The sequence below is a fragment of the Burkholderia sp. MS389 genome (assembly GCF_016899425.1).
GTDB classification, from domain to species: domain Bacteria; phylum Pseudomonadota; class Gammaproteobacteria; order Burkholderiales; family Burkholderiaceae; genus Burkholderia; species Burkholderia sola.
Map to the genome: position 1 here is coordinate 1043098 of NZ_CP045994.1, position 11373 is coordinate 1054470.

General features: G+C 64.4%; 13 protein-coding genes and 3 tRNA genes. 9 read left to right on the forward strand and 7 right to left on the reverse strand.

Going from position 1 to position 11373, the window contains the following annotated elements; all coding sequences use genetic code 11:
• Positions 1 to 163 precede the first annotated feature (163 nt).
• The 4 genes from GJG85_RS04885 to GJG85_RS04900 all read left to right on the forward strand — a co-directional run bounded on the left by GJG85_RS04885 (position 164) and on the right by GJG85_RS04900 (position 4571).
• Positions 164 to 1087: a YicC/YloC family endoribonuclease gene (locus GJG85_RS04885; RefSeq protein ID WP_050011583.1), complete on the forward strand. Its 924-nt coding sequence runs from the start codon at positions 164 to 166 to the stop codon at positions 1085 to 1087.
• 108 nt (positions 1088 to 1195) lie between these two features.
• Entirely contained in the window at positions 1196 to 1879 is a 684-nt protein-coding gene (gmk, locus tag GJG85_RS04890) for a guanylate kinase (protein WP_050011582.1), read from the forward strand.
• Between the two features lie 58 nt (positions 1880 to 1937).
• Positions 1938 to 2141: a DNA-directed RNA polymerase subunit omega gene (gene rpoZ, locus GJG85_RS04895; protein WP_006025620.1), complete on the forward strand. Its 204-nt coding sequence runs from the start codon at positions 1938 to 1940 to the stop codon at positions 2139 to 2141.
• A gap of 63 nt (positions 2142 to 2204) precedes the next feature.
• Positions 2205 to 4571, forward strand: coding sequence for a bifunctional (p)ppGpp synthetase/guanosine-3',5'-bis(diphosphate) 3'-pyrophosphohydrolase (locus GJG85_RS04900; protein WP_050011581.1), 2367 nt, complete (start codon positions 2205 to 2207; stop codon positions 4569 to 4571).
• 199 nt (positions 4572 to 4770) lie between these two features.
• Here the strand turns inward: GJG85_RS04900 and GJG85_RS04905 are convergent.
• The 3 genes from GJG85_RS04905 to GJG85_RS04915 form a co-directional block, all read right to left on the reverse strand.
• Positions 4771 to 4847: transfer RNA gene (locus GJG85_RS04905), tRNA-Arg, on the reverse strand.
• A gap of 61 nt (positions 4848 to 4908) precedes the next feature.
• A tRNA-Arg gene (locus GJG85_RS04910) sits at positions 4909 to 4985 on the reverse strand.
• Positions 4986 to 5051: 66 nt separating this feature from the next.
• Positions 5052 to 5128, reverse strand: a tRNA-Arg gene (locus GJG85_RS04915).
• Between the two features lie 129 nt (positions 5129 to 5257).
• Between GJG85_RS04915 and greB the strand changes: the two genes are divergently transcribed.
• Complete coding sequence (gene greB / locus GJG85_RS04920; RefSeq protein WP_006476618.1) at positions 5258 to 5821, forward strand: transcription elongation factor GreB; 564 nt, start codon at positions 5258 to 5260, stop codon at positions 5819 to 5821.
• Between the two features lie 83 nt (positions 5822 to 5904).
• Here the strand turns inward: greB and GJG85_RS04925 are convergent, their stop codons facing one another.
• Both GJG85_RS04925 and GJG85_RS04930 read right to left on the reverse strand, forming a co-directional pair.
• The gene (locus tag GJG85_RS04925; RefSeq protein WP_089488248.1) at positions 5905 to 7050 is read right to left on the reverse strand and encodes a porin; all 1146 of its coding nucleotides are present in this window, start codon (positions 7048 to 7050) and stop codon (positions 5905 to 5907) included.
• A gap of 500 nt (positions 7051 to 7550) precedes the next feature.
• Positions 7551 to 7823: a hypothetical protein gene (locus GJG85_RS04930; protein WP_050011579.1), complete on the reverse strand. Its 273-nt coding sequence runs from the start codon at positions 7821 to 7823 to the stop codon at positions 7551 to 7553.
• Between GJG85_RS04930 and GJG85_RS04935 the strand changes: the two genes are divergently transcribed.
• The 3 genes from GJG85_RS04935 (at position 7822) to GJG85_RS04945 (ending at position 9689) form a co-directional block, all read left to right on the forward strand.
• Positions 7822 to 7986 carry a hypothetical protein gene (locus GJG85_RS04935; RefSeq protein ID WP_160300489.1) on the forward strand — a complete coding sequence of 55 codons (165 nt, stop codon included), beginning with the start codon at positions 7822 to 7824 and terminating at the stop codon, positions 7984 to 7986. The two genes, GJG85_RS04930 and GJG85_RS04935, sit on opposite strands and share 2 nt — an antisense overlap.
• A 230-nt stretch (positions 7987 to 8216) precedes the next feature.
• Complete coding sequence (locus GJG85_RS04940; RefSeq protein ID WP_027783827.1) at positions 8217 to 8420, forward strand: cold-shock protein; 204 nt, start codon at positions 8217 to 8219, stop codon at positions 8418 to 8420.
• Positions 8421 to 8561: 141 nt separating this feature from the next.
• A complete protein-coding gene (locus tag GJG85_RS04945; protein WP_204383717.1) occupies positions 8562 to 9689 on the forward strand; it encodes an exonuclease domain-containing protein in 1128 nt (375 codons plus the stop codon).
• A gap of 29 nt (positions 9690 to 9718) precedes the next feature.
• Here the strand turns inward: GJG85_RS04945 and GJG85_RS04950 are convergent, their stop codons facing one another.
• Both GJG85_RS04950 and GJG85_RS04955 read right to left on the reverse strand, forming a co-directional pair.
• The gene (locus GJG85_RS04950; RefSeq protein WP_050011577.1) at positions 9719 to 10309 is read right to left on the reverse strand and encodes a chorismate mutase; all 591 of its coding nucleotides are present in this window, start codon (positions 10307 to 10309) and stop codon (positions 9719 to 9721) included.
• 223 nt (positions 10310 to 10532) lie between these two features.
• A complete protein-coding gene (locus GJG85_RS04955; protein ID WP_162484450.1) occupies positions 10533 to 10637 on the reverse strand; it encodes a chorismate mutase in 105 nt (34 codons plus the stop codon).
• Positions 10638 to 10876: 239 nt separating this feature from the next.
• On the opposite strand from GJG85_RS04955, the gene GJG85_RS04960 reads away from it, so the two are divergent.
• Positions 10877 to 11266 (forward strand): DUF2946 domain-containing protein, encoded by a 390-nt coding sequence (locus tag GJG85_RS04960; protein ID WP_050011576.1) that lies wholly within the window; start codon positions 10877 to 10879, stop codon positions 11264 to 11266.
• Positions 11267 to 11373 lie beyond the last annotated feature (107 nt).

Here is an 11373-nt window from a genome sequence, read left to right on the forward strand (position 1 = left end):
GCGGAAGGAGAGGAAACCCCGATTTTAGCGCCGAACGGCGGGCGTCCCCGGCGGGGTGGTCCGCAAAAATGGGATAATGCGCGCTTCCCGCCCCGCGCTTTCCGATGCGCCGGGCGCCTCGATGTATTCCCGCCCGCGAGGGCACCAGACGGCGAGACGAACCATGATCTACAGCATGACGGGCTACGCGAGCGCGACGCGCGAACTCACGACGGCCGCCGGCAACGGCGGCACCAGCGTGTCGGTCGAACTGCGCACCGTGAACTCGCGCTTCCTCGATCTCAATTTCCGGATGCCGGACGACGTGCGCGCGTGCGAACCCGCGCTGCGCGAAATGCTGATGAACAAACTGTCGCGCGGCAAGGTCGACGTGCGCATCAACCTGCAGCGCGGCGAGCAAAGCATCGGCGCGGGCGCGCTGAACCAGTCGGCGCTCGGCCAGCTTGCCGATCTCGAACGCGCGGTGCTCGATTCGTTCCCGGGCGTCGGCCGTCTGCGCGCGGGTGAAATCCTGCGCTGGCCCGGCGTGCTCGCCGAGGCCGGCGTGTCGGCCGACGCGATCCGCGACGCCGTGCTCGCCTGCGGCAAGGAAGCGATCGGCGAGCTCGTCGTCGTGCGTTCGCGCGAAGGCGCGCAACTGGCGACGATGCTGCTGTCGAACGTCACCGAGATGGAGGCGATCGTCGCGCGCATCACGCCGCTCGTACCGGAGCTGATCGCGAAGCACCAGCAGAAGATCGTCGAGCGGCTGCAGGAAGCGCTCGGCCTCGCGGCGCCCGAAGGCGGCTCGACGGTCGTCACGCGCGAGGAAGCCGCGGAGCGCATCCGTCAGGAAGTGACGATGTACGGGATCCGGATCGACATCGCGGAAGAACTGTCGCGGCTCACCGCGCACCTGAACGAAACGCGTCACGTGATCGAGAAGGGCGGCCGCGTCGGCAAGCGTCTCGATTTCATGATGCAGGAACTGAATCGCGAAGCGAACACGCTCGGCTCGAAGGCGGCGGCGAAGGAATTGGCCGACGCGTCGATGGCGCTGAAGCTGCTGATCGAGCAGATGCGCGAGCAAGTGCAAAACCTGGAGTAAAGAGATGAAACGACCCCCACGCTCACTACGTTCGCTTGGGGGGGCGCAGCCCCCCCATCCTTCGAAAGCCGATTCATGCGGATGTGGCCAGGCCCGGCGGAGGCTGTCATGACCGAATCCACCCGCGACGGCCACGCGTCGCATTCGCTGCACGGCGGCGTCTATCCCGGTAACCTGTTCATGGTCGTCGCGCCGTCGGGCGCCGGCAAGTCGACGCTCGTGAATGCGCTGCTGTCGAAGGACAGCGACATCTGCCTGTCGATCTCGTACACGACGCGCAAGCCGCGCCCGGGCGAGCAGGACGGCCAGCACTACCACTTCACGACCGTCGACGATTTCCGCGCGCGTCACGCGGCGCACGAATTTCTCGAGAGCGCGGAAGTGCACGGCAACTACTACGGCACGTCGCGCGTCTGGATCGAAGAGCAGATGAAGAACGGCCACGACGTGCTGCTCGAAATCGACTGGCAGGGTGCGTTGCAGGTGAAGAAGCAGTTCCGTAACGCGGTCGGCATCTTCATCCTGCCGCCGTCGCTCGACGCGCTCGAGGAACGCCTGAAGAAGCGCGGCCAGGACGAGCCGAACGTGATCACGCGACGCCTGCTGGCCGCCGGCAGCGAGATCGCACACGCGTCGGAAGCGGAATACGTGGTGATCAACGAGAATTTCGAACGCGCGCTCGCGGAACTCGAATGCATCGTCGCGGCGACGCGCCTGCGTTTTGCTTCGCAGTACGCGCGACACGCGGAGCTGTTCATCGAGCTCGGCATCCATCTGCCCCACGCGGAATGACGCGGGGCACGAGGGACATAAGGTAGAATAAGGACTATATTCAGAAGGAATTACCAACATGGCTCGCATTACCGTCGAAGACTGCCTGAAGCAAATCCCGAATCGCTTCGAACTGGCGCTCGCCGCCACCTATCGCGCGCGGCAGCTCGCGCAAGGCCATACGCCGAAGATCGAAAGCCGCGACAAGCCGACCGTCGTCGCGCTGCGCGAAATCGCCGCCGGCCAGGTCGGCGTCGAGATGCTGAAGAAGGTGCCGGTGTAACGCGCATCCGGCCCGTTCCAGCCATGTAGTCCACGCGCGCAACGACTCGACCTGGAGGCGAATATGAGCACCACCCCATCGTCCGCCTCCGCGGATTCGACCACCGAAGCCACGGCCCAGTCGCCTGCGCGCCAGTACATCGACGCGGTCCTCGAACAGTCCTTCCGGCATTTGTTCGGGCCGACCGCCACGCCGGAGCAACCGCGCAAGCACGGCGTCGTTTCGATCGCGAAACTGACGGCCGCGCTTGCCGAGTATCTCGCTCCGGACGAAATCAAAGAGGTCAAGGCGGCGTTCCACTTCAGCGACGAAGCCCACCTCGGTCAATATCGCCAGAGCGGCGAACCCTACATCACCCATCCCGTCGCCGTCGCGGAAATCTGCGCCGGCTGGAAGCTCGACGCACAGGCCGTGATGGCCGCGTTGCTGCACGACGTGATGGAAGACCAGGGCGTGACCAAGAACGAGCTGGCCGAGCGGTTCGGCCCGAAGGTCGCCGAACTGGTCGACGGCCTGTCGAAGCTCGACAAGATGGAATTCCGCAGCCGCGAGGAAGCGCAGGCGGAAAACTTCCGCAAGATGCTGCTCGCGATGGCGCGCGACGTGCGCGTGATTCTCGTCAAGCTCGCCGACCGCCTGCACAACATGCGCACGCTCGGCGCGGTGCCGATGGAAAAGCGCCGCCGCGTCGCGCGCGAAACGCTCGACATCTACGCGCCGATCGCGCACCGGCTCGGGTTGAACAACACGTATCGCGAGCTGCAGGACATGAGCTTCGCGAACTTCAACCCGCATCGCTACGCGACGCTCGAGAAGGCCGTGAAGGCCGCGCGCGGCAACCGCCGCGAAGTGATCAGCAAGATCCTCGAGGCCGCGCAGCGCGCGATGGCCGACGCGAAGATCGACGCCGAGATCACCGGCCGCGAGAAGACCATCTACAGCGTCTACCGCAAGATGCGCGACAAGCAACTGTCGTTCTCGCAGGTGCTCGACGTGTACGGCTTTCGGGTCGTCGTCGACGGCCCGCTCGACTGCTACACGTGCATCGGCGCGCTGCACGCACTGTACAAGCCCGTACCCGGCAAGTTCAAGGATTACATCGCGATCCCGAAGATCAACGGCTATCAGTCGCTGCACACGACGCTCGTCGGCCCGTTCGGCGCGCCGATCGAGTTCCAGGTACGCACGCGCAAGATGCACGAGATCGCCGAGGCAGGGGTCGCCGCGCACTGGCTGTACAAGAACGGCAGCGCCGATCTCAGCGACGTGCAGAAGCGCGCGCACCAGTGGCTGAAGTCGCTGCTCGACATCCAGAGCGAAGCGGGCGATTCGAGCGAATTCCTCGAGCACGTGAAAATCGACCTGTTCCCGGATGCGGTCTACGTGTTCACGCCGAAGTCGAAGATCATGGCGCTGCCGCGCGGCGCGACGGCGCTCGATTTCGCGTATTCGATCCACAGCGATCTCGGCAACCAGTGCGTGGCCGTGAAGATCAACAACGAGCTGCTGCCGCTGCGCACCGAGCTGAAAAGCGGCGACATCGTCGAGGTGATCACCGCGCCGTATTCGAAGCCGAACCCCGCGTGGCTCGGCTTCGTGCGTACCGGCAAGGCGCGCTCGGCGATCCGCCACTACCTGAAGACGATGCGCCTGAACGAGTCCGTGCAACTGGGCGAGCGGCTCGTCGACCAGAGCCTGAAGGGCTACGGTCTCGCGCTGGCCGACGTCGAGCCGGAGGTGTGGGAGAAGCTCGTGCAGTGGACGGGCAACAAGAGTCGTCAGGAAATTTTCGCGGATATCGGCCTCGGTCGTCGCGTCGCCGCGGTGATGGCCAAGCGCATCGAAGTGTTGATGAGCGGCCGCGACGCGGACGACGATCTGCCGAAGTCCGAGCGGCATCCCGCGCATCATGCGCCGCCGGTCGTGATTACCGGCACCGAAGGGATGTCCGTGCAGTTGTCAGCATGCTGCCGCCCGATCCCGGGCGATGCGATCATGGGTTACATCGGCATCGGTCTGGGCATGGCGATTCATACGACGGATTGCCGTGTCGCGCAGCGCATCCATCGCCGCGATCCGGGCCGCTGGATCGACGTCGAATGGGCGCCGCAGCCGGGCCGCCTGTTCGATGTCGCGGTGAAGGCGCTCGTGAAGAACACGAAGGGCATCTTCGCGCGCGTCGCGGCGGACATCACGTCGGCCGACGCGAACATCGTTCATATCGCGATGGACGAGGATCTGACGCACGAGTCGACGGTGCTGCGCTTCGTGATCCAGGTCAGCGACCGCGTGCATCTCGCGAACGTGATGCGGCGCGTGAGAACCAATCCGGACGTGATGCGGATCATGCGCGAGCGTTCGACCGACGACGGCGCGCATGCACGCCATGACGGCGGCATGCGTATCGAGCGCGAGCGGCAGGATTACTGACGTTGACGCGCGCGGCGGTGGGCGCGGGCGGATTCGATGATCGACGGACGGCGGCTTATGGCCGCCGTTTTCATTGGGGCTGTCGAAAGCGCGTGCGATGATGCCGGCGCTTTGCCGAGCGCGTGCGGGGTGAGGGTGCGAACGAGGGAGGCGGGCGCAAAAAGAAAAAGGGCTTTCCCGGAGGAAAGCCCTTTTAAGGTGGCGCGGCTGGCAGGATTCGAACCCACGACCCCTTGGTTCGTAGCCAAGTACTCTATCCAACTGAGCTACAGCCGCACGCAAAACGGTACTGCTTCAACTGTCGGAACCTTCTGCGATGGGAAGGCCCCCAAAAAAGTGGCGCGGCTGGCAGGATTCGAACCCACGACCCCTTGGTTCGTAGCCAAGTACTCTATCCAACTGAGCTACAGCCGCACGCAACAACAAACTTCTACTGCTTCGAACTGAAAGGGCCTTCGGTTCGGAAGGCCCTCGAAAAAGTGGCGCGGCTGGCAGGATTCGAACCCACGACCCCTTGGTTCGTAGCCAAGTACTCTATCCAACTGAGCTACAGCCGCACGCAGAAGCGGAAGTATAGCAGAGTCGTATAAAAAGGGAAGCCTTATTCGCGAATTTGGTGCCATGGCCTTGGCCGGCCGCCCATCGTGTACCCTTGAGGGATCAGTCATCCACGTTGAATCTGCATCATGAACAAGGCGTTTGTCAAAGAGTCGGACGGTGACGACGACGATCTCGACCAGGCTCAACCCGCGATTCCGGCGGGCGCGAAGAACTACATCACGCCGGCCGGCCACAAGCGGCTGAGGGACGAGTTGCTGAACCTGATCGACGTCGAACGTCCCGAGGTCGTGCGGCTCGTGTCGTGGGCGGCCTCGAACGGCGACCGGTCGGAAAACGGCGACTATATCTACGGCAAGCGGCGGCTTCGCGAGATCGATCGCCGCATCCGCTTCCTGACGAAGCGGCTCGACCTTGCGGAAGTCGTCGACGCGAGCCGGCAGGAGAACGTCGACCAGGTGTTCTTCGGCGCGACGGTCGATTACGAGACGCCGGACGGCGAGGATCACACGGTGACGATCGTCGGGATCGACGAGGTCGATCTCGACCGCGGCTGCGTCAGCTGGATCTCGCCGGTCGCGCGTGCGCTGATCAAGGCGAAGATCGGCGACACCGTCACGCTGATGACGCCGGCCGGCCCGCAGCCGATCGACATACTCGACGTCCGGTATCCGGCGCGGGGCGACGCCTGACTGGCGGCCCGCGCGCCGCGACCAGGAAATAGCGCCCCGATGGGGCGCTTCGTCTTTCGGCGTATGGCGAACGGGCCGGTCGCTCAGAAGCGGTGACGCAGGCCGGCCGTGACCGCGATCTGCTTGTTGGTCGACGACGCGGCGCCCAAGCCGTTGATGTTGGCGCCGAGGTCCAGTCCGTCGGTGTTGACCTTCTGGAACTCGCCCTGCAGGTACACGTCGGTGCGCTTCGATAGCGCGTAGTCGGCTTGCAGGTTGAACTGGTGCCAGGTCGGCTTGTCGCCGGACAGGCGGCCCTGGGTGTACGTGTAGGAGCCGGCGAACGACAGGGCCGGCGTCAGCGCGTAGCGGCCGTTGACCTCATAGTTGCTGAAGCGCCCGGTATCGCCGAGGCCCGTGATGCCGCCCGCCACGCCCGATTGGCCGGCGCTGATCGCGCGAAGGCCGGTCAGGCGCGTCTGGGTGAACACGAAGCCGACCGTGGCGGGGCCGAACCCGTAATTGAGGCCGGCGCCCCAGGTGCGCTGCACGCGCGACGCGAAGGTCCAGTCGCCGGTGACCGCGCCCGGATCGGACGCGGCCTGCGCGAGCGCGTTCACGTCGCTGTTCAACTGCAAGTAGGCCGCGGCAAGGTTGAAGCCGAGGTAGCTGTACGACACGCCGCCGCTGTACGCGCGGTTGTTCGCGAACGCCGACGAGTTGGAGAATCCGTACAACGCACCGAACTTGAGGCCGCCGTAGTTCGCGCTCTGATACTTGACCGAGTTGTTGATCCGGAACGAGTTGTTGAGGTTGTCGTTGTCGAACGGGTGAGCAAACTGGGTGCCGCCATACTGGGTACCGGTCAGCGACAGCGGCCCGAGATAGTCGACGACGCTGTCGTACTGCCGGCCCAGCGTCAGCGAACCGTAGGTGTTGTGCGCAAGCCCGACGAACGCTTGCCGGCCGAATTCGCGACCGTTCTGCTTCAGCGCGCCGTTGTTGATGCCGAAACCGTTTTCCAGCGTGAAGATGGCTTTCAGGCCGTCGCCGAGATCTTCGGTGCCGCGCAAGCCCCAGCGGCTGCCGTTGATCGAACCGCTCGTTTCCTGCCAGGCGCTGTGGCCGCCCTGATTGTTCGTGTAAGTGATGCCTGCGTCGATCAGGCCGTACAGCGTCACGCTGCTTTGTGCATGGGCGGCGCTAACGAATACACCCGACAACGCGGCGACGATCAGGGTCTTGTTCATGGATCTGTCTCCAAACACGATGATGTCGATCGAACCTGGGGCGGACGGCCGTGCTTCGTTTGATGCTGTCGCCGGCGCCGCAGAACGGCGGTGCGCGTATCAGAAATCCATTTGCAGTGTACGAAGTGTGCGGAGCGAGGGCGGTTCACGCTTTAAGAAACAGTGTGTTTTGAAATCCGCAAAAATCGGGAAAGTCGCGCAACCGATTGCCACGCAAGGGTTCGCTGCGGCGCAGCAAATGGAAATAACGATCAGGACTGCGTAGAGGGCGTTGCGCGTTTGCGACGGACGGTCAGCGGCCGGCGGGAGCGGCTATAGCCCGATTATTGACACATCGGCAATAGAGGTTTGTGTGGAGCATGGATAATGAAAGGTGGTTCTCTCGCTATACTGCGATCTCTGCTTTCCGAAGCAGACTTTTTCGTTGACGGAAAAGATCTCCAAACCTTTGTCGGCGCGACTTCCCAGTCGCGCTTTTTTTTGCCCGGCCGCTCAGCGCGCTACGACGTGTACGAGCGGCGCTTGCGCTGGCGCTTGCCCGCAGGCGCGGCATCCTCTGCTTCGATCGGCGGCGGCGTGTTGGTCCAGTCTTCCATCACGTAGTGACGGGCATCCAGAGGCGATGCGAGCAGGTTCTGCCAGTGATCGCCGTGCCATGTCATATCGAACTCGGTATCGCACGGCGCTTCGCGCGCGGACTCGGCCAGGGCGCGGGACTTGCGACGTACGCGTCCGAGCCGGCTCGCGAAGCGCTTGATTCCGTCCAGCCACATGACCCTCTCCTTCCTTTCAGCATTGATTCAGGATCGCAACGTCGCCCGATTTCTGCAACCCGAAAAAACCCGAGGATTTTACCGGGTCGATTTGTCCCCGGTAGAAATTTCGCTTCCGGCGATTATTAGCGATCCGATCCCGGTAATGTTGACAGGTTTTTGATGCGAATCAATTAATCATCGGTGACGGTGTACCGATTCCAGTGGTATTAGCGTCTTTTCAAGAAAGCAGTGGCTAAAAATTTTCTTGACGCACCCGGATTGTCCAATTTATAAAGTGAGCACTCCGTCCTCGGGCGGCGTGCTGGTGTGGGTGCTGGCGCAATGTTTCGGGATTTCGGGAAACGGCTATAAAAATAGCTTTTTTGATCTTATCGAGTGGGGAAAGAAGACATGGATACCGGTATCGTGAAATGGTTTAACGATGCTAAAGGTTTTGGCTTTATTACGTCGGACAATGGCGGTGAAGATTTGTTTGCGCACTTTTCCGAAATCCGGATGGACGGCTTCAAGACGTTGAAAGAAAACCAGCGTGTTTCGTTCGAGGTCAAAGTCGGACCGAAAGGCAAGCAGGCAGCGAATATCCAGGCGGTCTGACGCGCCACGCATTGCCGATCACGTCCGGCCCCCGCATCGCGGGGGCTTTTTGTTTTCGGGGGGACGGAGCGAGCCGGTCCGGGCTGGCCCGAGTACGCATGCCGGTGCATACTCACGGAAGCATCGTTTCCCTGTCTTTTCATGTCCGATTCCGTTCCGTCCGATCCCGCCAGCGAGCAGCCGCTCGTCTTCGTCGACCTTGAAACCACCGGCGGCTCGTCCGCCGACCACCGCATTACCGAAATCGGCGTGGTCGAAATCGGACCGCTCGGCGTGTCGACGTGGACGAGCCTCGTCAATCCGGGGCAGGCGATTCCGCCGTTCATCCAGCAACTGACGGGCATCTCGGACGCGATGGTGCGCGATGCGCCGACGTTCGCATCGCTCGCGCCGGCGCTGTTCGAGCGGCTCGACGGGAAGCTGTTCGTCGCGCACAACGCGAGCTTCGACCGCGGCTTCCTGCGCGCCGAATTCGAGCGCGCCGGCCTGGCGTTCAATCCCGACGTGCTCTGTACGGTGCGGCTGTCGCGCGCGTTGTTTCCGCGCGAATCGCGGCACGGGCTCGATGCGTTGATCGAACGGCATGGGCTCGTTCCGGCCGCGCGTCACCGGGCGCTGGCCGATGCCGACCTGATCTGGCAGTTCTGGCGCCAGTTGCACGACATCGTGCCGCTCGAGCGGCTGCGCGACCAGATCGCGCGCACGACGCGCCACTTCCGTCTGGGCGGCGATCTGACCGAGGCCTGGCTGGATACCGCGCCGGCAGGGTGCGGCGCGTATGCGCTGTTCGGGGAGCGTGACGAAGCGCTGTATGTGGGTCGTAGCGTGCGCGTGCGGCAGCGGCTGCGCGCGCTGCTGACCGGCGAGCGCCGCTCGTCGAAGGAAATGCGGCTCGCGCAGCAGGTGCGGCGCGTCGAATGGCGCGAGACCGGCAACGAGCTGGGGGCGATGTTGGCCGAAGCGCAATGGATCGCCCGGTTGCGCCCGTCGTACAATCGGCGCCCCACGGCCGACGCCGTCCGCGCGGGCAGTGCGCCCTGGCCGTTCGAAGGCGCGGTCGCCTTCGAGGCGGACGGCGAGCGCCGCCTGTTTCATGTGATCGATGGCTGGTGCTATCTCGGTTCGGTGGACTCGCTCGATGCGGCTGCGCGGCTCGCGGCCGACGCGGCGGGCGGCGTGTTCGAACCCTTCACCCATCGCCTGCTGCAGACGCATCTCGCGCGCGGCCTGCAGGTGATTCCGCTCGCGGCGCTGACCGCCGCGGACTGAGCGCCGCCGGGCGATCCGTGCCCGCCGCGTCAGCCGATCGCGCTGGCCCCGCCGGCGGAGCAGACATGCGACAGCGCGGTATCGAGTGCCCGCGTCTGCGTGGAATCGTAGCGCGTGAGCGTCTTCCAGTTCGCGATGCTGCGCGCGAGCCGCGCCTGGCAATCGGGCGCGTCGCGCAGCGGGGCGACCTGTGCGAGACCGGCGAGCATTTTCTGCGTCAGCCGATCGAGTGCCGGCCGCGTGCTGGTCGCGAGATCGGGCGGCGTGCCTTCCGGCGGCCGCGTCGCGCGCCAGGTCGCGAACAGTGCGTTCTGCACGTCCTTGCTTGCGGTGATCTGATCCTCGAAGAATGTGCGGGCGAAGGCGGGATCGACGCCGGCCTCGGTCGCGCGCTTTTCGACGGCAGTGAGCAGGGCCGCTTCGCGCGGCTGGTCTTCGATGGCCTTGTGATTCGCCCATTTCCATCGCGCGACCGGTTCGGCGAGCGCGAGGCGCTGCGACGCGAGCGCAACGACGTTGGTGAGGGCGGTGTCGTCGCCGTCTGCGCGGACGGCAGGCGACGAAAGGAGGGCGACGCCGAGTGCGGCGACAGCGACGCTGGCACGAATGGCTTGCTTCATCGGAACGATCAGGAGAGCCGGGCGGGCCGGACGTGGAAAACCAGAAGGATAGACGAAGACAGTCGCGCGGCGTAGCGTCGCGACAGGAGAATCAGCAGGCGAGCTGACCCGGCACCGTCAGGCTGTTGCAGCCCGGGTGCGAAGCGAATTGCGCGCGAAGCGCTAGGATGAACCGCACGATAGCGAGGGTCGACACGTGGCGGTTACAGAACCGGACCGGCGTTCACTTCGGCGAGTACAGCTTGTGCTGCTCGTCGAAGAATGCCCGAACGTGCTCGGGCAATTCGGCGAGGAATTCCACGCCGACGGGTTCCGGATCCGGGCTCATCACTTGCTCGGGCGGTGGCATGCGAGTCGGTCTTTCGTCCATGATCGTTTCTCCAGCAGGTTCAATGATTATCAACCTCGCGCTCGGATTTGTGCCAGCGGCGAATCGTTAGATTTTGTCTCTGTTGTATTAACGGCACATGCGCTCCGGCGCGAAGTGTGATGCCCGCTATCGCGCGCCGCGCGACGGCGACAATCGGGCCGCTTGCTATACTTGCGCGCACTTTTTCCTGGACCGCGATGAGACGAACGACGCGATGGATCGGCCTCGTATGGCTGGCGCTGGTACTGAACGTACTGTCGCCCGTCGTCGGCTACGCGCGTGTTGCGTCGAGCGGTTCCGGCGCGCTCACGCTCGAGTTGTGCAGTGCAGCGGGCGCGCGTCGGGTCGTGCTCGCGCAAGCGGGCGACGACCGCGACAGGTCGTCGTTCGACCACGCCGGCGTCCCGCATTGCGTGTACTGTCCCGGCTTCGCCGCGAACGTCGCGCTGGGCACGAGCCTGCCTGCGATGCCGGGCTTCGTACGCACGTTCGCGTATCGGATGGTCGCCCCGATCGTTCCCGATGTGCCCCGCAGGGGCATCCGTCTTGCGCAGCCGCGCGCCCCGCCTGAAAACGTTCCGGTCTGATTGATGTCCTTCGCGCGCCCCGGTGGCGCGTGAGCCGCCTGCGGCCTCGGCCCGCGCGTCGCGCCGTGCGTGCGTGCGCGGCTCGCGCCCCGTACCCGGCGGCGTCC